Annotated in this window: 18 protein-coding genes; 4 read left to right on the top strand and 14 right to left on the bottom strand. The window is 60.2% G+C overall.

What is annotated here, in order from left to right:
* Position 1: 1 nt before the first annotated feature.
* Genes HJB84_RS00830 through HJB84_RS00815 form a run of 4 tightly spaced genes read left to right on the top strand, consistent with a single transcriptional unit; the run spans position 2 to position 4,183 of the window.
* A complete protein-coding gene (locus tag HJB84_RS00830; RefSeq protein ID WP_164006719.1) occupies positions 2 to 802 on the top strand; it encodes an ABC transporter permease in 801 nt (266 codons plus the stop codon).
* Complete coding sequence (locus HJB84_RS00825; RefSeq protein ID WP_221115003.1) at positions 799 to 1,875, top strand: ABC transporter ATP-binding protein; 1,077 nt, start codon at positions 799 to 801, stop codon at positions 1,873 to 1,875. Before HJB84_RS00830 ends, HJB84_RS00825 begins: the two co-directional genes overlap by 4 nt.
* Positions 1,876 to 1,885: 10 nt before the next feature.
* Positions 1,886 to 3,340, top strand: a complete 1,455-nt coding sequence (locus HJB84_RS00820) for an NAD-dependent succinate-semialdehyde dehydrogenase (protein ID WP_221115002.1) — start codon at positions 1,886 to 1,888, stop codon at positions 3,338 to 3,340.
* Positions 3,341 to 3,382: 42 nt separating this feature from the next.
* Positions 3,383 to 4,183 (top strand): phosphate/phosphite/phosphonate ABC transporter substrate-binding protein, encoded by an 801-nt coding sequence (locus HJB84_RS00815; protein WP_207584851.1) that lies wholly within the window; start codon positions 3,383 to 3,385, stop codon positions 4,181 to 4,183.
* Between the two features lie 14 nt (positions 4,184 to 4,197).
* On the opposite strand, the gene HJB84_RS00810 is transcribed toward HJB84_RS00815, so the two are convergent.
* The 14 genes from HJB84_RS00810 to HJB84_RS00745 form a co-directional block, all read right to left on the bottom strand.
* Positions 4,198 to 5,727, bottom strand: a complete 1,530-nt coding sequence (locus HJB84_RS00810) for an FAD-dependent oxidoreductase (RefSeq protein ID WP_221115001.1) — start codon at positions 5,725 to 5,727, stop codon at positions 4,198 to 4,200.
* Positions 5,724 to 6,941, bottom strand: coding sequence for an NAD(P)-dependent oxidoreductase (locus HJB84_RS00805; protein WP_221115000.1), 1,218 nt, complete (start codon positions 6,939 to 6,941; stop codon positions 5,724 to 5,726). The genes HJB84_RS00810 and HJB84_RS00805 overlap by 4 nt, the downstream gene beginning before the upstream one ends.
* Before the next feature lie 9 nt (positions 6,942 to 6,950).
* Positions 6,951 to 7,931 carry a GHMP kinase gene (locus HJB84_RS00800; protein WP_221114999.1) on the bottom strand — a complete coding sequence of 327 codons (981 nt, stop codon included), beginning with the start codon at positions 7,929 to 7,931 and terminating at the stop codon, positions 6,951 to 6,953.
* Positions 7,928 to 9,877 carry an HAD-IIIA family hydrolase gene (locus HJB84_RS00795; RefSeq protein WP_221114998.1) on the bottom strand — a complete coding sequence of 650 codons (1,950 nt, stop codon included), beginning with the start codon at positions 9,875 to 9,877 and terminating at the stop codon, positions 7,928 to 7,930. The genes HJB84_RS00800 and HJB84_RS00795 overlap by 4 nt, the downstream gene beginning before the upstream one ends.
* On the bottom strand, positions 9,867 to 10,808 hold the full coding sequence (locus HJB84_RS00790) for an NAD-dependent epimerase/dehydratase family protein (protein ID WP_221114997.1): 942 nt from the start codon (positions 10,806 to 10,808) through the stop codon (positions 9,867 to 9,869). Before HJB84_RS00790 ends, HJB84_RS00795 begins: the two co-directional genes overlap by 11 nt.
* A gap of 32 nt (positions 10,809 to 10,840) precedes the next feature.
* Positions 10,841 to 11,800, bottom strand: a complete 960-nt coding sequence (locus tag HJB84_RS00785; RefSeq protein WP_221114996.1) for a lysylphosphatidylglycerol synthase transmembrane domain-containing protein — start codon at positions 11,798 to 11,800, stop codon at positions 10,841 to 10,843.
* The gene (locus HJB84_RS00780; RefSeq protein ID WP_221114995.1) at positions 11,797 to 13,767 is read right to left on the bottom strand and encodes a hypothetical protein; all 1,971 of its coding nucleotides are present in this window, start codon (positions 13,765 to 13,767) and stop codon (positions 11,797 to 11,799) included. The genes HJB84_RS00785 and HJB84_RS00780 overlap by 4 nt, the downstream gene beginning before the upstream one ends.
* A 20-nt stretch (positions 13,768 to 13,787) precedes the next feature.
* A complete protein-coding gene (locus tag HJB84_RS00775; RefSeq protein WP_221114994.1) occupies positions 13,788 to 15,026 on the bottom strand; it encodes a glycosyltransferase family 2 protein in 1,239 nt (412 codons plus the stop codon).
* A 17-nt stretch (positions 15,027 to 15,043) separates the two neighbouring features.
* Positions 15,044 to 15,670 (bottom strand): SIS domain-containing protein, encoded by a 627-nt coding sequence (locus HJB84_RS00770; protein ID WP_221114993.1) that lies wholly within the window; start codon positions 15,668 to 15,670, stop codon positions 15,044 to 15,046.
* A gap of 274 nt (positions 15,671 to 15,944) precedes the next feature.
* The gene (locus tag HJB84_RS00765) at positions 15,945 to 16,301 is read right to left on the bottom strand and encodes a RidA family protein (RefSeq protein WP_221114992.1); all 357 of its coding nucleotides are present in this window, start codon (positions 16,299 to 16,301) and stop codon (positions 15,945 to 15,947) included.
* A gap of 14 nt (positions 16,302 to 16,315) precedes the next feature.
* On the bottom strand, positions 16,316 to 17,137 hold the full coding sequence (locus HJB84_RS00760) for an ABC transporter permease (protein WP_221114991.1): 822 nt from the start codon (positions 17,135 to 17,137) through the stop codon (positions 16,316 to 16,318).
* On the bottom strand, positions 17,137 to 18,393 hold the full coding sequence (locus HJB84_RS00755) for an ABC transporter permease (RefSeq protein ID WP_221114990.1): 1,257 nt from the start codon (positions 18,391 to 18,393) through the stop codon (positions 17,137 to 17,139). The genes HJB84_RS00760 and HJB84_RS00755 overlap by 1 nt, the downstream gene beginning before the upstream one ends.
* 69 nt (positions 18,394 to 18,462) lie before the next feature.
* Positions 18,463 to 19,512, bottom strand: coding sequence for an ABC transporter substrate-binding protein (locus tag HJB84_RS00750; RefSeq protein ID WP_221114989.1), 1,050 nt, complete (start codon positions 19,510 to 19,512; stop codon positions 18,463 to 18,465).
* A gap of 48 nt (positions 19,513 to 19,560) precedes the next feature.
* Positions 19,561 to 20,643: an ABC transporter ATP-binding protein gene (locus HJB84_RS00745; protein ID WP_221114988.1), complete on the bottom strand. Its 1,083-nt coding sequence runs from the start codon at positions 20,641 to 20,643 to the stop codon at positions 19,561 to 19,563.
* Positions 20,644 to 20,735: the final 92 nt, after the last annotated feature.

Below are 20,735 nucleotides of genomic sequence, written 5' to 3'. Positions count from 1 at the left end.
TATGTTGCTCAATTTCGACCGTCTCGGCTGGTGGAAATACGCCCTTCTCGGCATTACGCTTCTGACCGCAGCCTTTCTGCTGATGCCGATCGTCTTTATCGCAGCACTGTCCTTCGGCTCGTCGCAGTGGCTGATCTTTCCGCCGCCGGGCTGGACGCTTCAATGGTACGGCGAACTCTTCGCCGATCCGCGCTGGCTGGAATCGGCTTTGACGAGCTTGAAGATCGCGGTCATCGTCACCGTTCTGTCGGTGCTGCTCGGGCTTGTGACGTCCTTCGGACTGGTGCGTGGTTCGTTCATGTTCCGCGATGCGCTGAAAGCGCTGTTCCTGACGCCGATGATCCTGCCCGTCGTAGTTCTCGCGGTCGCCCTCTACGCCTTCTTTCTCAGGATCGGCCTTGGCGGCACCTTGACGGGCTTTGTCATTTCGCACCTCGTGCTCGCGCTGCCCTTCTCGATCCTGTCGATATCGAGTGCGCTTGAAGGTTTCGACAAGTCGATCGAGGATGCGGCGGTGCTCTGTGGCGCCTCGCCCCTTGAGGCAAAAATCAGGGTCACCCTTCCCGCGATCAGCCATGGGCTGTTTTCGGCGGCCGTCTTCTCCTTCCTGACATCCTGGGACGAGGTGGTGGTGGCGATCTTCATGTCCAGCCCAACCCTGCAGACGCTGCCCGTGAAGGTATGGGCGACGCTGCGGCAAGACCTGACGCCTGTTGTCGCAGCCGCGTCGACCCTTCTCATCCTTTTGACGATCATCTTGATGGCTTTGGTTGCCGTCGTGCGTAAGGTACTGAAACAATGAACGAACCATTCCTTCAGATCCGCGGAATACGCAAGGAATACGGCCCCGTGGTCGCCGTGCACGACGTCACGCTCGACGTTCGGCGCGGGGAGTTCCTCACCTTTCTCGGACCGTCCGGATCCGGCAAGAGCACGACGCTCTACATTCTGGCGGGATTTGATAATCCGACGAAAGGCGACATTACGCTCGAGGGCAAGACCCTGCTCGCCACGCCGTCGCACAAGCGCAATATCGGCATGGTTTTCCAGCGTTACACCCTGTTTCCGCATCTGACGGTGGGCGAAAACATCGCATTTCCGCTGAAGGTCAGGCGCAAGTCCAAGGCCGAGGTCGACAGCAAGGTGAAGGAGATGCTGCGCCTTGTCCGGCTCGAGGGCTTCGAGGACCGCAAGCCGGCGCAGATGTCCGGCGGCCAGCAACAGCGTGTCGCCCTTGCCAGAGCTCTTGCCTATGATCCGCCGGTGCTTTTGATGGACGAGCCGCTGTCGGCGCTCGACAAGAAGCTGCGCGAGGAAATCCAGCACGAGATCCGCCGTATCCACCAGCAGACCGAAGTGACGATCCTCTACGTCACCCACGACCAGGAGGAGGCCCTGCGGCTCTCCGACCGCATCGCCGTCTTTTCCAAGGGCGTCATCGACCAGATCGGCACAGGCCCTGAACTCTACGCCAATCCTAAGACCCGCTTCGTCGCCGAATTCATCGGCGACAGCGACTTCATTTCCTGCGACCTGCTGACGTCCTCCCACGGGCAGGCCACAATTTCCCTTGGCGGCGGCACCGTCTTCAACAGCATTCCGGTGCATGGAAAAGGGACTGCCGGCACAAAAGCAGCCTTGATGCTGAGGCCGGAGCGCATTCGGCTGTCGCGCGCCCAAGCGGGAGCGGGTCTCGCCGCCACCGTCAGCGACATTACCTTCCTCGGCAACAATATCCACGTCTCCACAGAAACGGCGAGGGGCGAGGCGCTGGCGGTTCGCCTGCCGTTCGGTCACGAAGCGATCACCGGGCTCAGCCGTGGAGACACGGTGCATCTGGAATTCGATCCGGGTGCCGCTCACGTCTTCTGTTGAAAGTCGTCCTATGAAACTCAGTGATCCCTCGCTTTTCCGTCAAGCATGCCCGGTCGCCGACCGCTGGATCGAAGCGGAAGGCCGTCCGGCGACGACCGTCCGCAATCCGGCGACAGGCGAGAAGCTGGGCGCGGTCCCCGACCTCGGGGCCGCGGAAACGGAGGAGGCCATTCGAGCTGCCGTCATTGCCCAGAAGCTTTGGGCGAAGAAGACCGCCGGCGAACGCGCCGCCGTTCTCAAGGCTTGGCATCGTCTGATGATCGAAAACCGCGACGATCTGGCGATGATCCTGACGCTGGAGCAGGGAAAACCGCTCGCTGAGGCCAAGGGGGAGATCACCTATGGCGCGAGCTTTATCGAATGGTTCGCCGAAGAGGCAAGACGCATCAACGGCGAGACCATACCGGGGCACCAACCGGACAAGCGCATTCTCGTCCTGCGTCAGCCGGCTGGAGTGGTGGCCGCCATCACGCCCTGGAACTTTCCGAACGCAATGATCACCCGCAAGGTCGGCCCCGCACTCGCCGCCGGCTGCGCCGTCGTTCTCAAGCCGGCGCCGCAGACGCCGTTCTCGGCGATCGCCATCGCCATTCTCGCCGAGCGCGCCGGCCTGCCGGCTGGCCTGCTCAACATCGTCACGGGTGACGCAGCGGCAATTGGTGGGGTCCTGACGGCAAGCCGTGACATCAGGGTCCTGACGTTCACCGGCTCCACGCGGACGGGCGAGCTGCTTTACCGGCAATGCGCGCCGACGATCAAAAAGCTCGGCCTCGAGCTTGGCGGCAATGCACCCTTCATCGTCTTCGATGATGCCGATCTCGACGCTGCGGTCGAAGGCGCAATCATCGCCAAGTTCCGCAACAATGGCCAGACCTGCGTCTGCGCCAACCGGCTCTATGTCCAGGACGGCGTCTACGAGGCCTTTGCCGCCAAGCTCGCGACCGCCGTTTCGGCGCTGAAGGTCGGCAACGGCCTGGAGCGCGACGTCGTGCTTGGCCCGCTCATCGACGAAAATGCTGTCGCCAAGATCGAGACGCATATCAGCGATGCCGTCGCAAAGGGTGCAGCACTCGTTTCAGGCGGCAAACGTCACCCACTCGGCGGCCTTTTCTTCGAACCGACCATTCTGCGCGATGTCGCTGCCGGCATGCAGGTCGCCCGCGAGGAAACCTTCGGGCCTCTTGCGCCGCTCTTTCGGTTTCGCGACGAGCAAGACGTCATCGAACAGGCAAACGACACCGAATACGGGCTTGCTTCGTATTTCTACGCGCGCGATCTGTCGCGGGTATTCCGCGTCGCCGAAGCGCTCGAATATGGGATGGTCGGCGTCAATACCGGTCTCGTCTCCACCGCCGAGGCGCCGTTCGGCGGCGTCAAGATGTCGGGTCTCGGTCGCGAAGGCTCCAGGCACGGGTTGGACGAATATACCGAACTTAAGTATGTATGCCTGGGCGGCATTGCCTGACCTTGGTCGTCATTTGCGCCTTGCCGCAAAGAAAGACCCAGCATGCACCTCGTCAGCATTGCCATGTATCTCACATCCCCGCCGCTTGCGGATGCGACGGCCGAACTCTGGTCATTCCTCCGACATTATCTCTTACAAGCCGGGCTGACGGATCTGCCCGAGGTGCTCGACCAGACGGTGCCCTATGACGAAGCCTGGTTGAGGCCCGACCTTCTCCTCTCGCAGACATGCGGCTATCCCTTTGCCAGGCGCCTGCGCGGCAGGGTTCGCCTGGTGGCGACGCCGGTGTATGACCATCCCGGCTGCGACGGCCCGTTGATGCGCAGCTTCATCGTCGTCCGCAAAGATTCTTCGCTTCGCTCGCTTGAGGATTTGCGCGGCACCACGGCTGCGATCAACAGTCCTGACAGCAATTCCGGCAGCAATCTCTTTCGCGCCGCCGTGGCTCCGCTTGCCCGCGACGGTCGCTTCTTCGACCGGATCATCGAAACCGGCAGCCACGGCGGCAGCATCGCCGCCGTCCTCGAGGGCAGGGCGGACAGCGCGGCGATCGATTGCATCACCTACGCCAATATTCGCCGCTTCGATCCCGGCCAGATTGAAGGGGTCCGCATCATCGCCGAAACGCCCAAAGGTCCAGGCCTGCCATTCATCACCTCGGGCGATGCCTCGGACGACAGGGTCCTTCTGCTGCGAAATGCGCTCGACGCCGCCATCAGCGAGCCATCGCTGACAGCGACGCGCGCAATACTCGGCCTCACCGATTTTGCCGTGCTTTCCGAAGCCGACTACGAGCCGCTTCTATCATTGGCCGGTGAGGCATTGCCGCAATTGAGAGCTTGAAGAGGCAGCGGATTTCAGAGCGCCGAGGCTGCTTCCATTTCGGCGAGACGGTGGGCGATGCGATCGGCATTGGCCATGATCGTCATCGTGACGTATTTCGAAGACAGATCGGGAAGAATGGAGCCGTCGACGACGTAGAGACCCGGATGGAGATTCAGTTCGCCGTCCGAGGAGGTGCCAAATGGCCCGGCTTCGCCCATAGGCAGAGTGCCGGCGAAATGGGCGTCGATACCCGGCTCCGCCAGCGATGCGCCCGGGAGCTGAATGAGCCCCAACCGTTTCCATTCACGGCGAAGCGCGTTTTTCAAAGCCTCGGCGCGGATGTCGAAACCTTCCGCGAAACCGCCGCGGACCGTCAGTCCTTTTTTCGCCGTTACCTCGCGATGAATGTAGCTCCGGCTTTGATCGCCGGGATAGTAGATCGTCGCGACGAGGAGGCTTCCGGCAATAAGTTCGAACGCGGCTCGCCCGGCCTTTCGGCCGAGCGGCATCCTGTTGACGAAACTCTGCGCCGGCAGGGAGCCGACTTCATAGACCGCTCCCGTCACGTAATCGGATGGGCTATCGCCATAGCGCAGAGACAATCCGAGCTGCGCAAGGCTGTGCGTCGGCGTCGCCGAACGCAGCAATCTCGCGGGAGAGAGCAGAGGAATAGCCAGCGTGGGACTGTTCAGGAGACGCAATCCCTCCTCGCCAATCGGCAGGAGATCGGTGAGCAGGGCGGCCGTTCCCAGCACCCCTGCGGCAAGAATGATCCGCGGTGCGGAAAATGACGATCCATCCGCCGTTTCGACCGTCCAGCCCGAGCCGCGTGTCAACGAGACGGCCCGCATGTTGTCGAGCAAACGAAAATGCGGTGATCTGCGCAACGCAAGCAGGTCCTGCCTGCTGTTATAGATCGCACCGCTCGGGCAACCGTAGAGACAGTCGCCGCGCAGATCGCATGCCGCACGTCCAGGCTGCGCTTTGGAGAGCATGGCATTGACGGCGGGAAATAGCCGAAACGACCGATCCGCCGGCTGTGCGGCCTCGTGTCGACGAAGAACATGGACGGCTGTCGCACCAAGCGGTAGGCTGGCCCGGCCGTTGGCGTGGATCGTAACATCGGCATTGCTGCTTATCCCGATGCGTTGGGATACCCGCTCGTAAGAGTTCTGCAGGGAAGCGAGGTCGATCGGCCAATCCGCGATATCCCTAGCGTCGAGATAGCTGACTTGCGCACCCCAGATATTGGAGAGCCCGCCGCGCGCGAGGCTGCCAATCGGGTTGAAGCCAACGCCTGAGATTCCGGACACGCGTTTGAACCGTTCGAGAATCCCGCGTGACGCAGGGGTTTGCAGTTTCGGCGAGCTGCCATCGTCGGCACGCAGCGATTCCAGATCGCTTCCCAGGACGCGGACGCTGCGGTTTTCCTCCTGCGATCCGGCGTCATCGCCGGCATCCAGCATCAGAACTCGACGGCCGGCCGCTATCAGCGGAAACGCAGCGGAGACGCCCGCAGGACCGCTGCCGATGATGATGAAGTCGGCGTCGGGCGCATTCATCGATATTTCCCGGCCAAAAGCGCGCGGAGCGGAAAGAGCAGGACATCGCTGGCGATGGTCAATGCTGCGCCGAAAAACCCGGCCTTGTGGCCTGCATGCCTCTCCGGTTCGCTCGCGAGGTCAGCCAGGTAGAGGGCTCGCGCGAGGCGATGCTGCGTCCGATTGGCCGACGGCTCGAAGAGCGCCAGCAGGCGCGGATGCCTGATCACCGTCGTGGAAAGACCGAGCGGCGACAGCCCTTCGCGCCGAAGCCCTTCGCAAAGCCGCTGGAGTTGCATTTCCGTGGCTGTTGCGTCGAGATATTGCAGCAGAGCCCGCGCTTCACTCCGCGATCGCTCCTCGCCTGTTTGGCCGAATTCGCCAGCAAGCGCAGTCATCGGGTCATTCAAGTTCAAGTTCAGAAGCCTGAGGCTCTCCCCGCTTTCCATGGGTGCGGCACCCGCAAGCCCCAGGACGCGCTCCGGATCGACCGCTGGGATCAACGGCACGAGTTTCGTCATGTGGCAGGCAAAGAGTGCAGCGGTCAGGGGAACCGGTATGAAATGGAGATTTCCCTTGCCCTGACTGCGACGAAGCACTCTGAGCCAGGCAGCAAAGCTCATCGGTTTTTCCTGCGCAAGCACGAATGTTTGCGGCGGCTGGTTCTCTTGGGTCGCCAGCGCCAGCAGGCCTTCAGCGACTTCGTCGAGATGAATGGGCTGGACCTCGCGGCCGAGCCCTATCATTGGCAGAACCGGACTTAAAGCGGCCAACTTGGCCATCAGTCCGTACATGGCGGTCCGTGGTCCGCCATAGACGAGCCCTATTCGCGCAACCCGAACGATCGGCGCTGCAGGGCTGGCAGCCAAATGCTGTTCGATCCTGAACTTGGTGCGGCCGTAAACGTTGAGCGCTTCCTGCCTGGACGAGGTGGTAGAGGAAAAAACGAAACGCGGCACGCCGGCTGCCTTTGCCGCTTCCGCCAATTTCTCGGTGCCCAATATATTGATGTTGTCTTCCTCGGCTGCCTGCGGCTCGGTGGCCCAGGCATGGGCGAGATGGACTATTCCAACCGCCCCTTCCAGCTCGGAGGCAGCAGGCTCGTCACCGATGCGCCACTTGGCTCCGGACCGCCGGCCGAGTTCAATCACCTCGAAGCCGCGCTCGCGCGCCATCGCTACCAGTCTTGCGCCGATATAGCCGGTCGATCCGGTGATGATGAGACGCGGTGCCATTTACAGCCTCTATTGTGCAAAGGCGATGCGCGCGCCGCTCCAGTCGAAGCGAAACTCGATTTCCTTGAGATGCGACAGCGCTTGGCGGACTTTTTCCTGGCGGTCTTTCGGGCAATAGAGGACGAGAAATCCCCCTCCGCCGGCACCTGCCAGCTTGCCGCCAATGGCACCGGCAGCGCGGGCCGCATCGTAAAACTCGTCGATCGTGCTGTTGGTAATCTTCGACGTCAGCGATCTTTTCATCATCCATCCGCGATGCAGCGCTTCGCCGAAGGCGCCGAGATCCCCATCCATCAGGATGTCGCGCATTTCGTAAGCCAACTGCACCATGCGCTCGACGGTCCGGAATTTTTCTTCGTCCGCTTCCATGGCTTGCACCTGCGTCGACAGCACCGAACGCGTATCGCGCTGACTTCCGGTGAAAAACAGGAGGATGTTGCTCTCGAGCTCAGCCATCTTTTCGGAGCTGAGAACGACGGGTTGAACATTCACGCTGCCATTGGAATTGAATTCGATGAAGTTCAAGCCGCCATGCGCGGCTGCGTATTGGTCCTGTTTGCCGATCGGCTCCTTCAGGATATCGATTTCGAGCTTGCAGGCTTCTTCCGCCAACTGGTCCTTGGAAGCAAAGCGCGACCTGTGGGCATAGAGCGCGTTGATCAGCGCCACGGAAAAGGAGCTGGATGATCCAAGGCCGGTCCCGGAGGGAATGTCGGCGACGGAGGCGACTTCGATCCCGGGCTCGACCCGATGCATCCGCAGAGCCTCACGCAGCAGCGGATGCGCGATATCCTCGAGCGTGCCGGCAAGCTCGGTGCGCGTATATTTCAGATGATATTTGTTTTCATTGAAGTAGTTGTGCACGATCACGAAGCTGTACTTGGCGATCGCGCAGGACAACACCGCGCCCGCCTGACGGCGGTAATAGGACGCTATGTCCGAGCCGCCACCGGCAAAGCTGACCCGAAAAGGTGCGGATGAAACGATCAAAGGATTGCCTCCTCGAAATTGATGACGATATCGGCCGCTGCCCGCTGCAGATCGATCTTCGGCCACTCCTCCTGAATGCGCGACACCCAGAGTCCTTCGGCGGAAGCTGGCGTGAGGCCTTTCCAGGCGTAGAACTTGTGAAAGCGGTTGAGCAATGTCTGCTGCGAAGCCTCGACAAAGACAGCCATATCGACATCGTCGCGGATTGACGCATGTCCGGCAAAGATGCCGTCCAGGAGAATGACGTCGGCTTCGCGCGCGTCATAGATGGTCGTGTGCTTACGCTGACTTCGGCTTGCCGCTTCGTAACCGGGCGCTTCGACCCGTCCCGACTGGCGCAGCATGCTGATGATCTCGGGATAGAGTTCGACCCGGTTGCGTTCTTCCGCGTTCATATCAGGGCGCCGATGTTCGAGCGGCAGTATCCAGCGATCGAGCTCGAGCCTCGCTACCCGGCGTCCCGCTTCCGAGAGCAGACGCTCGACCGCATGCGCAAGCGTGCTTTTCCCGGAGCGGGAACGGCCGCATATGCCGACGAGCAGCGGGCCGGCGCCATTTGAAAGACGTTGATGGATGGCTCCGGACAGCTCGTGGCCGATATCCTGATAACTGCATTGAAAGCGAACGGCGTCATAGACCGTGTCGAAGATGAGATCCGCGCGTGGAATATCAGCCTCCGCGGCAGGATAGCTCTTGCCATCGCGCAGGCCATAGCCTGTCCGAACGCCGTAAGCCCAGATGCCTGCCTTGCGGCCCGCGCCTATGTCGCGCAGGCTATCTCCGATGATGACGGATTTCTCTTTTTCGATCGGCAGTTCCGTCATTGCCTGGCGGATCATCAGATCGCCCGGTTTGCGGCAGGCACAATCGATCTTGAGCGCCGCGACTTCACGGGGAAATCCTTTGTCCGGATGGTGCGGACAAAAGTAAATACGGTCCAGGACGCCGCCTTCCTCGGCAAGCTCAGCTTCCAGACGACCAAGAACATGATCCAGGCCGGGCTCATCCAGAAAGCCTTTGGCGACCTGCGGCCTGTTCGTGACTGCAACCGTCAGGAAACCTGCGTCACGGGCGAGCTGCACCGCTTCGCCTGCCCGGTCGATCAGCTTCACCTGGTCGGGATGAATGACGCCATGGCCTCCGACATCTTCGTTGAGCACGCCGTCGCAATCGAAGAAAACCGCGGGCCTTCGCACCGACAGATGCGCCGCATGAACCCGTTCCTGCCGGAGGTCATCCTCCGCGGCAGCGTGCCGGTTCGGCGACCCGGTATCCTTCATATATTCCGGCGTGTCATAAATTGCGATCGGAACGGAGCGTTCGAGGAGACCGGGAATGACGTCGTGGATCATATCAGCCGTTTGGCCCGGAAAGAGCGCCTGGAAAAATTGCTCAGAGGCAACATACAAACCGGCAGGCACCAGATTCCGCCAATCCGAATCTCGCGGGGTTTTGCGGGGCAAAAGGCGCTGAAGATAACCGTTCTTCTGGACGACGAGATCTGATGTGCGGGGATGATCGTTGGGGTGAGCAATAATGGTCAGAGCGGCAGGAAATTGCCGGCGATGACGCGCCAGTGCCGACAGATCGATATCGAAAAGCATGTCGCCGTAGACGATCAGGACGTCGCCGGCCATCGTGTCCAAAGTCGTCAAGCAGCCTGCCGTGCCGAGCGGAGACTTCTCGACGAAGACTTCCACCTTGATGCCGAGTTTTTCAGCTTCCGGAGCAAGAGCAGGCTCCAGCTGGCTGCCGAGGTGGCCGCCGAGCACACGCACATGTTGAACACCTTCGCGAGCCAGGATACGGATCTGCCGCAGAATGATCGGCACGCCGGCAAGCGGCAAAAGGGCCTTCGGAATGGCATCGCCCGTCATACTGCGAGCGCGCGTTCCAAGGCCCCCGGCGATGATAATGGCCTGGCGGATAGTGTCCTCAGAACCCATTCGCCAGGATCCGCTCGACAGCAAGTTCAACGGCTTCTGTCGATTTCCGCCTCGGAGACCAGCCCAGCGTTACGAGCCGGCTTATGTCGTAGCTGAAGCGCGGCACGTCGCCCAGCCAGCCGCGGTCCTCGCTTCCATATTCGATGGCAGCTCCGGCCGCGACCTTGGAAACCACGATTTCGGCGATATCGCGGACAGACGTTTCGCCGATGCCGCTTGCGTGAAACACCTCATAGGCACCGGGCGCCTTGTCCCAGGCGAGGAGGATCGCGTCTACGAGGTCGCCGACATAGAGATAAGGCTTGGTCTGCCTTCCATTGCCAAGCACCTGAAGCCTCGTCGGATCAGCTTTCAACCGGTTGATGAAGTCGTAGATTGCGCCGTGCGTGGAACGTTCCCCAATGACGTTGGGAAAGCGCAGCACGAGCGTCCTGATGCCGAATGACAGCGCGTAGACGGACAAATAGGCCTCAGCAGCAAGCTTGCTGGCGCCATAGAGCGAGATCGGCCGCAGAGGGCCGTGGTTCTCGTGAATGTTTCCTTCGGCTTCTCCGAACACCGCGGAGGTGCTGGCGAAAAAAAGCCTGCCGACCTCATACTTGCGCATGATGGCAAGCAGCGTCGTCGTCGTCAGCTGGTTCAGCTGGAGGTCGAGTTCCGCATTGGCGTTGCCTGCGGCAATATCGGAATTGGCGGCGAGATGAAAAACGGCGTCAGGACGATCCGTCGCGACGAGCTGGTCCATGCCCTCCCGATCAAGCATGTCCAGCTTCTGGAAACGAAAATCCGCTAGACCCATCAGATGGTCGATGTTCCGCATCCGGCCAAGATGAAGATTGTCGATCGCAGTTACCCGATAGCCCAACTTCAAAAGGCGATCGCAGAGGTGGCTGCCGATAAATCCGGCCCCTCCCGTTACCAAGGCATGCATGTCGGCAGCTCCATGTGATCTGCTAAGGCTCATCAGAGCGCTTTGATCTTTCCCGAATGAGGACGCGAAAGGACGAATACACCACCGGCCAACCCGACCACAAGCTGCAACAGGCCGAAAACCACCGATAGCGTCGCGGCATCCGTCGTGCCTATGCCGAACACCGCAAGTGAAATGATCATGCCGCCTTCCCGCAGGCCCCATCCTCCAACGGAAATCGGAACCATCGCGATCAAAAGCACTGGCGGGAAAGCGGCTGCCGCCTGGCCCCAGCCAAGCGGGAGGCCGAGGCCGAGAACGAGGATCTCCAAGGAGACGACGCTCAACCCGTGAATGACCAGGGTCAACAGAAATATGCCGACCATTCTCCGGTGCGTGATAAAAGCCCGCAACACGGCGCTCAGCGTGTGCAGCCTCGCCGGAAGAAACCGGATGAAGAGCTGCTGACGCCAGCCGAAGGCGATGGCCAATGCGGTGGTTCCGACGACGCCGAGCGCGGTGAACTCGGTCAGATAGGGGATGGGAAAGTCGTGCCCGTAGGCGGCACGCATGATGATCAGCCCGATCAGTGCAACGACCGCCAGTCCGAAAAGTGTGAGCATGCGGTCCATGACGACACCAAGCGTGGCTTCGCCGACCGTCAGGCCGTATTTCACGGCGCCAAATATGCGAGCGGCATCGCCCGGAATGGGACTTGGAAGAGCTTGATTATAGAACAGGCTTTGCATGAAGAGTTTCATCGCGCCTGATATTTTCAGCCTTTGCCCTATCATTTCCGATAGAAGGCACCATCGCCACGCCGAAAGCAGGGCCTGCAGGAGCAGAAGGAAGACGCTGACCCAGATGGTTGTCGCCGACAGGGCTTGGACTGCAGCCCACCCTTCCGAAAAATCTACCTTGCGTGCGATCCATATGACGAGGCCGAGCGCGACGGCCACGTTCAGGACCGGTATGCCGATGCGAAGCAAGGTTTGGGCGGACGGAATAGTCAAGGTGCTTGATCCGCATCAAAACGATAGAGTTTCCAGCCGAACCGATCCGTCAGTACCAGGGAGGAGCGGGGCAACATATGGGATATGACGGTCTTGGCCATCACCATTTTGTCTTCTCCAAGGCGTTCGGCGAGGAACGCGCTGCCGACGTCAGGGGTGGTGATGAAGTAGCCTATATGATTGTCCCTGATGAACGCGCCGATATCCGAACCCGGCGCAGGCAGCACGTAGCGCGGCAATTGCCAGCCGCCGTCGCGGCCGCCGTTGTAAACCGTGGACAAAAGTGTGTTGGCGGTGTCGAAAGGTTGAAAAACCGCCCGCAGGTCATGGTCCGCGATATAGCGATACATGAAATAGGCTTCGCGGTGGCTCTCCATATATTTGTCGACGCTTATCATCCCAAGCGCGACGTCGAGTTCTTTCGCCTTGACGGGATCGATGTCGCTGCCGCCGACGCGATACCAATGGCAGATCCAAAGCCCCCCGGCCAGCACGCTGATGATCACCGGGCTGGCGACCATGCAGACTGGCGAAGAGACAATTTTCTTGAGCGGGGTTATCCGCGGCAGGACCTGCCGGTCGAGCCATTGATCAAGCCGTTCCCGCACCAGGGAGGCGCCGATAAACCCGGTCGAAAAGAAAAGCAGATAGGCTGGCGTTGCCCACCGTATGTGATTGAACATAACAGTGTACCATATCACAAGCATGGCAACGACAATCGCTGCGAGAAATGCGATGCGCCGAAAAGCCACGGCAAGACCGGCTAGTATCAAAGCGAGAGCGACGAAAGCATTCGGTTTGCGAGCGAGGAACCAGTCGTAAAGGATATGGAGGAAGTCGCGCCAACCTTGCAGAGTTGCGAGGTTCGTCACGAAATGTCGGTTGGCAGGATCGAAGGCCCGGCCCAATTCGAGCATGTAATCCGCCATCCACGCGTCGGTGAGGCCCGGATGACCGAACATGAAAGGATAGATCGGGTTGCCGAGAACGATCAGGTTTTTCGCATACCAGTAGCCCGCGACTGCGAGGAATGCGCAAAGGCATGACACAAAAAGCGGCAGCGATACCCTTCCCTTGAAAAGCGTTGGCATCAGTGCCAGCCCGATAAGGCCAACCATTTGCAGTTCCGTGTATTTTCCTCCGACCGCTCCTCCCAACACGAGCGCACAATGAAAAAGCTCCGCCGGACGCCGGGTTTCCAGATAACGCCATAGGAAAAGCACGGCTGCGACTGAGAAGCACGACCGGGCCAGATCCGTCATCGGTTCGCCGACACTCCCCCTGAAGAACGGGATGCTGAGGATCAGAGCGGCCACCAGGAAAAAACCGCATGCCCGCCAACGACTGGCACAGCTTGAAAGCAGGAACAGAAATCCGAAGAAAATTGCGATATTTACCACCGCCGCGCCGGTCCAGTGACCGCTGACCATCATGACGAGCGCAAACAGCACATTGAAGAAAAGTGGAATATTGCCGTAGAAGGGATGGTCGATCTGCGGCGACACAAAGCCGGCATGCTCGATGATACTGTTTGCGAGCGGGATGTGGAAAACCCAAACGTCGGCAATGCTCGATGGAAACAGGGCCAGAACACTCCACACATAGCAAAGTACGATGCATGTGAGAGCCGCAAGCACCGGAAACGGGTTTCCGTTTTTCCATTCAGCGGCGATTTTGCGAAACAGGGAACCCACGTCGCGAAGAACGGTGACGAGATCGCGCCGCCGCCAGATCATCGAGACAGCCACGATCGGAAGAACGATTTCCCATCGCAGCCCGTGAAATGCGCCAAGGATGGTAGCCGCGCCGCCGGCGATCGCCAGGGACGGCAGAATACCGCTTAATAGAAAGTCAGTACCGTCCCGCAAGGGCTGATCGCAACGCCGGTTGAGCCAAGCAACGATGCCTCTGTCGACCACGAGGCCCCATAAAATTATGGAGAGAACCGTGCACCAGCCTACGATCATTATCGCCCCTTTCGTGGCTCCTATCCCGCGAGAGGAGGCACAGGCTTCTTGAGGGGCAGCATGACCCCAAGTGCTCTTATCATGAGCCCTGATATAAAGATCTGAAACGCCGTAATGATGAGCCAGAGCCCGAAGACGGCCCAGTTGGTCTCGACGCCGATCTCAGGCAGCACGTATCCGTTTCCGACATAGGAATCGAAGAGCGGAACCGCCAACAAAACACCTGCCAGAACGGCGATAACCGATCCCCAGATCGTTGCATTGTAAGGCAGAATCCGCTCGAAACGGGCCTGCGCGCGTCCCGAATAGTCGAAAATCACTCGTCCGATTGCCGCCGAAACCAGCATGGATTGACCAAGTACGGCCAGGGCCATGGAAAACAGCATGGCATTGGACGAGAACCGCACACCGGCAATGGACATAGGCCCGGCGAGCAGGGGCAGCATAATTATCAAGCCGAGGGCCAGAAGCAGGAAGCCCGGCCAGATGAGAAAGAAATCAAACCCGTAGACGAACATTGCCTGGAGATTGCGCCAGCCTGCGCGCCACGGCTCCATCCAACCCCGCCGCTTCATATGGCTCAGCCGACCGTCCGGATCTTTCAGGAAGTGGATCGGCACTTCGGTGGTCGGCAGCTCCATATGCACGGACTTCAGCACCATCTCCGACGCATATTCCCATCCTTGCGACCGAAGATCCATCCGCAGCAAGGCATCGACGCTGATGCCCCGCATGCCGCAATGGATGTCGGAAAAGCGGCTGCTGAACATCCGATTGAGGATCCACGTGGTCAGTGGCGTTCCGAAATAGCGATGCAGCGGCGGCATCGCGTTGTCTTCGATCGAGCCCTTGAACCGAGAGCCCATCACGAAGTCGTAGCCCTTCCGAAAGGCCTCGATAAACGGCGCTATCTGCCGAAAGTCGTAGGTGCAGTCCGCATCGCCCATGATGATGAACTTGCCGCGCACGAGTGGAATGGCATCGATGTAAGCTCTGCCCAAACCGCGCTTTGGTGTCCGCAACACGCGGGCGCCCCTGTCGCGGGCGATTTCGGGTGTGCGATCGGTCGAACTGTCGACGATGAGGATCTCGACAGCCGCACCGCTTGCCGCAATACCCTCGCGGCACCAGTCGACGAAGGTTCCAATCGTCAATTCCTCGTTGAGAGAAGGAACAAGGATCGTCACTTCAGGATTGGCGACATCATCGTCGGGCGTCAGAAGCGTCAATTCCGGATCGTGGATGCGGGGGAAATTCATGCGCGTGAAACGGCTCTTTAAGAAAGGGTAGGCGGCACAAGTCCGCAGGAAAAATCCAATACGGCATGGCAGATCGCCAGATGCGCGATCTCCACATAACCATATTGATCGGAAGCGACATAAAAGTTCAGGTCACCCAGGTCGCGCAGCGGATTGCCTGGCGCGAACCCGCTCAAAGTCATAATGGCGCAGCCTTTGGCGCGTGCCGTACGGACGGCCCGGGTAATGCTTTCCGATCTCCCAGAGCTGCTGATTGCCACCAGCAGATCACCTTCGCTCGCGTGCATGTCGATCTGCGTCGCGAACACATTCTCATATCCGAGATCGTTGGACAGGCATGTCAGCGTTGCGCCATCGTTCATCGCCATCGCGCGCAGCCCACCGTTTTTCGAGTAGTCCGTCGCCATATGGCTGGCAATTGCCGCGCTGCCGCCGTTGCCGATGAACATGATCTTTCGGCCGGCATCGTGCGTGGCACGGGCCAATTGCATGGATTCCGTCACTGCCGCCGCATAATCCAGCGGCTTTCCGGCTGCCCTCGTGGCGGTCGTATTCACAAGAGCGTGGCGGAGAAATGTGAAGTAGCGATCCAGATCGCCGGCTGTGACACCGAGCCCCGAAGACGTGTTCTCGTGATGTGACATGCTCGTTCAGTCCTGCGCCTTGGAAATTGGGGCGTCCTTAAAGACTAAATGGTATAAAGGCAAGTTGCTCACCCGCTCTTTTAAGGGTTGTCGGCGACTGTCACGGCTTTGCAACTAAGGGTGTCACGCCAGGCATTGAATTCACCGACTGCGCCCGGGGCTCAGGGCGGCCGATCGAGTTGAGCCGCGACGACAAGCGCTTTTCAGCGCTCGCGCTGGTTATGCCATGCAGGTGGGCGAGGGGTTGGCAGTCCCTTCCAGCAGGGGCCGATCGTCAGTTCCTGATCGCTGCGACGATGCCGATCTCCACGGCGAATTCCGGCCCGGCGAGCCTTGCTTCGACCGTGGCGCGCGCCGGCGCATGGCCCGCAGGCACCCAGGCATCCCAGACGGCATTCATGTCTTCGAACCTCGACATATCCGCAAGCCAGATCGTTGCGCTGAGGATTCGTGTCGAATTGCTGCCCGCGCCGTCCAGAAGCCGCGTGACCCGCGCCAGGATGTTGGTCGTCTGCTCGCGGACGGACGCACCCGGCGCGTCGATTGCGACCTGCCCTGCGAGGAAGACGAAGCCGCCATAGGTCACGGCCTGGCTCATTCGCTTTCCGGTTTCGTAACGCTCGATCTGCATGTTCAACTCCTTCATCAATCCCTATGCGCAATCTTCTGGCGTTCGGCGCGGCGCTGCAGCCATTGGATCGTGGCAAGGAACAGCGTCGAAAACAGGATGAGGAGGGTGGCGACGGCGGCAATCGTCGGGCTCAACGTTTCGCGCACGCCGCTCCACATCTGGCGCGGCAGCGTGCGTTCCTCGGAGCCGGCGATGAAGAGCGCGATCACCACTTCGTCGAACGAGGTGACGAAGGCGAAGAGGGCGCCGGATGCCACCCCTGGGGCGATGACCGGCAGCATGATGCGCAACGTCGCTTCGACTGGGGTTGCACCGAGGCTGGATGCCGCTCGCATCAGATTGTGATCGAAGCTTGCGAGTGTCGCCGTCACGGTGATCACCACGAAGGGGGCACCGATGGCCGTATGGGCCAGCACCAGTCCGGTCAGGCTGTTGAGCAGTCCGACCGCAGCGAAGGCATAATAGATGCCGACCGCCGAAACGATGACCGGCACGATCATCGGCGAAATCAGGATCGCGGTCAGCGTTGCCCGCGCCGGGCAGGATGGCCGGCTGAGGCCGATCGCAGCAAGCGTGCCGAGAAAGGTCGACAGAAGCGTGGCGCAGACGGCGACGATGATGCTGTTCCTCAGCGCCAGCTGCCAGACGTTGGAATCGAAGAATTCGCGATACCACCGCAGCGACAGGCCGGGCATGGGATAGGTGAAGAACGGCTCGGCATTGAAGGACAGCGGCACGATCGCGACGATCGGCGCGATCAGGAACAGGATCACCAGGCCGCCAACCAGCCACAAGAGAATCGAAAACAGCCGCGGGAAAGAAAGGAAGTTTGTCATCAGCCTATCCTCAGCCTGTCGATGCCGACGATGCGATTGTAAACGGCGTAGAGGATGAGCACCGCCACCAGCAGGATCGTGCTCAAAGCCGCCGCCATGCCCCAGTTCGTGACCTGGTTGGAATAATAGGCGATGAAATAGCTCACCATCTGGTCTCCCGGTCCACCGACCAGAGCCGGCGTGATGTAATAGCCGAGCGCCAGAATGAAGACGAGCAAGCCGCCGGCGCTGACACCGGGCATGCTCATCGGCAGGTATATGCGCAAGAAGGCCGATACCGGCGGGGCGCCGAGCGACGAGGCGGCCCTCAGATAGACCGGGGGTATGCTCTTCATGACGCTGTAGATCGGCAGCACCATGAAGGGCAGCAGAATATGGGTCATGGCGATCAGGACGCCGATGCGATTGTAGATCAGGTCGAGGGGATGCGCGGGATCGACCAGGCCAAACCAGATGAGTGCCGAGTTGATCACGCCGCGCCCCTGCAGCAATACGACCCAGGCGCTGGTGCGGACCAGAAGCGAGGTCCAGAATGGCAAAAGCACCAGGATCAGCAGCGTATTGGCAACCGCCCCTTTCGACCGGGCGATCAGGGCGGCGAGGGGATAGCCGAGGAACAGACAAATTACGGTGACCGAAGCGCTGACGACGAATGTGCGGATCAGCACGTCGACATGCACCGCATTCTCCGCCGAGACCCTGCCGATGGCGCCCGACGCGTCGCGCTCCAGGTCGAGGGAGGCGAGCAGGTAGTAGTCAGTGAAGGGTGGGGATGCATTCTTGATGATCGTCCAGTAATGCCGGCTATCCCACTTGGGATCGATGGCAACAAAAGCGGCCTTGTAGGGCGGCTCGGCGTTGCGGATCGTGCGTGCGGTTTTCAAGAGCATCGAGCGCATGCCTGTCTCATAATAGTTGAGACGCTTGGCCACCTCGGCGATCTGGTCGCGAGGCGATTGTTTCAGATCGGTAGCAAAGGCGGCAAACAGCGCTTCGTCCGGCGGGGATTGGTCATCCCAGGCTGATAGAGCCGACATCGTGTAGGGCAGGGCGGCCGAAGCTGCCCTGTTGTCAACCGCGCGCGTCAGCAACAGGGCAATGGGCAGCACGAAGACGATCAGCAGGAAGATCAGCAAAGGCGCGACCAGCAGCAGCGCTCGCAGCTGCGCCTTGCTTTTCGCACTGCCGAGGCTTTTCACCCGCATGCGGGCGGCAATCATCGAGCCGTCGCCTTCATTCATTGTCGCGGTCACCATCGCTCTTGCCTTTTTGCGGTAGAGAAAAGGGGCGGGCGAAGCCGGGGGACACTCGCCCGCCCGACGAGGTTACTGTGCGAGCCACTTATTGAAGCGTTCGGTCAATTCCTCATCATGGTCGGCCCAGAACTCGGAGGAGACGACGAATGCGGTCTTGGTGTTCTCGGGTGCTGTCGGCAGATCGACGAGAATGTCCGGCGGAACCTTGGCGATGGCCGCTTTCAGGGTCGGGCCATAGGAGATATATTTCGACTGCTGCGCCATCACATCGGGATTGACGGTGAAGGCGACGAATTTGTCCGCCAGTTCCTTGTTCTTCGAGCCTTTCGGCTCGGCCCAGAGATTGAAGTCCATTCCCTGGCCATCCCAGACGATCTTGAAGTTCTTGCCGCTGTTCTTGACGGCGTCATAGATGCGGCCGTTCCAGGCCGTGGTCATCACGACTTCACCGTCGGCGAGAAGCTGCGGCGGCTGCGCACCGGCGGTCCACCAGACCTTCACATCCTTTTTGATCGTGTCGAGCTTCTTGAAGGCGCGATCGACTCCCTCCGGCGTCCCGAGCACGTCGTAGACTTCCGACGGTTTGACGCCATCGGCAATCAGCGCGAATTCCAGCGTGGTCTTCGGCGACTTGCGCAAGGCGCGCGGCCCTGGGAATTTGGCGGTATCGAACAGGTCGGCCATGGTTGTCGGCCCGCCATTCGGAAACTTGGCGGCGTCATAGGCATAGATGGTGCCGAAGACGATCGTCGCGACCGCGCAATCCATCGCTGCGCCATCGATGAAGGCGTCCTTGCCGCCGAGCTTCGAATAGTCGATGGCTTCGAGCCAGCCTTCGTCACAGCCTTGCAGCGCATGGCTGGGTTCGACATCGACGACATCCCAGGTTACTTGGCCGGTCTCGACCATGCCCTTCAGCTTGGCGGTCGAGCCGTCCCATTCATCCTGAAGGATCTTGGTGCCGGTTTGCTTGGCGAAGGGCTTGAAAAAGGCCTCCTCCTGGCTCTTCGTATAGGCGCCGCCCCAGGATGTGACGGTCAGCGTATCTTCGGCAAACGCCGCTCCCGCGATTGCCAGAGTCATGACGGAACTGAGAAGCATGCAGTTGAAACGCATCATGGTGGTTCCCCTTTTTGTTGCTGCGTTTACGAAAGAATCAATACTCGGTCAGGAGAGCGCGAGCGCGCGGCAATCCTCCGGCGCCCAGCCGATGAGGGCATGCGAGCCTAATCCCTGAACCGGAATGTCCTGGGCGGCGGCAACTTTGACAAAGATGTCATCGCAGCCGCAGGCTGAGACGCGCAACCTCACATGATCGCCGTGATAGATGATTTCCCTGAGCGTGGCTGTGAACCGGTTCGCAACGTCGGCTGCGGGCGACAGCTGAATCCGCTCGGGCCTCAGAACCAGAGTTGCCCGTGCGCCTTCCTTCAATCCTTCTCCGGCATGGCCGGTGATGATCGAACCGTCAGGCGCGCGAATTCGGCAGACCGCATTGTCGATTGCGACGATCTCGCCCGATATCGCATTGTTCTCACCGATAAAGGTTGCGACGAAAGGGTTTGCCGGCGTTTCGTAAAGCGCATGCGGCGGCGCGATCTGCTGCAGGATGCCGTCATTGAACACGCCGACCCGATCCGACATGGTCAGCGCCTCGCTCTGGTCGTGGGTAACGTAGACGACATTGATGCCGAGGCGGGCATGCAGATGCTTGATCTCGAGCTGCATATGTTCGCGAAGCTGCTTATCGAGCGCACCGAGTGGCTCGTCCATCAGCACCAGCTGCGGCTCGAATACCAGGGCGCGGGCAAGCGCGATGCGTTGCTGCTGTCCACCCGAAAGCTGGTTGGGCCGCCGCGTTTCGAAACTCGCCATGCGCACCATGTCGAGCGCGCGGCGAACCCGTTCGGTAATTTCCGCTTTGCCGAGCCGGCGCATTTTCAGTGGAAAGGCGACGTTCTCGCCGACCGTCATATGCGGGAAGAGCGCGTAATTCTGGAATACGACGCCGATGTTGCGGCGATGTGGCGGAACGCTGTCGATCCTGGTGTCGGCAAGGGTAATGGTCCCGCTGCTCGGAGCCTCGAAGCCCGCCAGCATCATCAAGGTCGTGGTCTTGCCGGAACCGGACGGACCGAGAAGGGTCAGAAACTCGCCCTTGGCGACATCGAGGTCCAGGCCGCGCACGACATAGCTGACGCCGTCATAGGATTTACGCACGCCTTCGAAGGCAATGAAGCGCTCGCTCATGAATTCCTCCTGTTTGCATCGGCCGGGTCCCTGCCTCTTTGTCTCGATGCTAGTCTATATTGTCTCGGTCTATTTCCGCTTGTCAAGCCACA

Source organism: Rhizobium sp. NZLR1b (assembly GCF_019685155.1).
Classification (GTDB): domain Bacteria; phylum Pseudomonadota; class Alphaproteobacteria; order Rhizobiales; family Rhizobiaceae; genus Rhizobium.
The sequence above is the reverse complement of the archived record's forward strand: the minus strand, read 5'-3'. Positions and strand labels throughout refer to the sequence as shown.

Bases quoted from the DNA above. Each gene is read 5' to 3' on its own strand.
- HJB84_RS00830 (WP_164006719.1), top strand. From the start codon at position 2: ATGTTGCTCAATTTCGACCGTCTCGGCTGGTGGAAATACGCCCTTCTC.
- HJB84_RS00825 (WP_221115003.1), top strand. From the start codon at position 799: ATGAACGAACCATTCCTTCAGATCCGCGGAATACGCAAGGAATACGGC.
- HJB84_RS00820 (WP_221115002.1), top strand. From the start codon at position 1,886: ATGAAACTCAGTGATCCCTCGCTTTTCCGTCAAGCATGCCCGGTCGCC.
- HJB84_RS00815 (WP_207584851.1), top strand. From the start codon at position 3,383: ATGCACCTCGTCAGCATTGCCATGTATCTCACATCCCCGCCGCTTGCG.
- HJB84_RS00810 (WP_221115001.1), bottom strand. From the start codon at position 5,727: ATGAATGCGCCCGACGCCGACTTCATCATCATCGGCAGCGGTCCTGCG.
- HJB84_RS00805 (WP_221115000.1), bottom strand. From the start codon at position 6,941: ATGGCACCGCGTCTCATCATCACCGGATCGACCGGCTATATCGGCGCA.
- HJB84_RS00795 (WP_221114998.1), bottom strand. From the start codon at position 9,877: ATGGGTTCTGAGGACACTATCCGCCAGGCCATTATCATCGCCGGGGGC.
- HJB84_RS00790 (WP_221114997.1), bottom strand. From the start codon at position 10,808: ATGCATGCCTTGGTAACGGGAGGGGCCGGATTTATCGGCAGCCACCTC.
- HJB84_RS00780 (WP_221114995.1), bottom strand. From the start codon at position 13,767: ATGATCGTAGGCTGGTGCACGGTTCTCTCCATAATTTTATGGGGCCTC.
- HJB84_RS00775 (WP_221114994.1), bottom strand. From the start codon at position 15,026: ATGAATTTCCCCCGCATCCACGATCCGGAATTGACGCTTCTGACGCCC.
- HJB84_RS00770 (WP_221114993.1), bottom strand. From the start codon at position 15,670: ATGTCACATCACGAGAACACGTCTTCGGGGCTCGGTGTCACAGCCGGC.
- HJB84_RS00765 (WP_221114992.1), bottom strand. From the start codon at position 16,301: ATGCAGATCGAGCGTTACGAAACCGGAAAGCGAATGAGCCAGGCCGTG.
- HJB84_RS00760 (WP_221114991.1), bottom strand. From the start codon at position 17,137: ATGACAAACTTCCTTTCTTTCCCGCGGCTGTTTTCGATTCTCTTGTGG.
- HJB84_RS00755 (WP_221114990.1), bottom strand. From the start codon at position 18,393: ATGGTGACCGCGACAATGAATGAAGGCGACGGCTCGATGATTGCCGCC.
- HJB84_RS00750 (WP_221114989.1), bottom strand. From the start codon at position 19,512: ATGATGCGTTTCAACTGCATGCTTCTCAGTTCCGTCATGACTCTGGCA.
- HJB84_RS00745 (WP_221114988.1), bottom strand. From the start codon at position 20,643: ATGAGCGAGCGCTTCATTGCCTTCGAAGGCGTGCGTAAATCCTATGAC.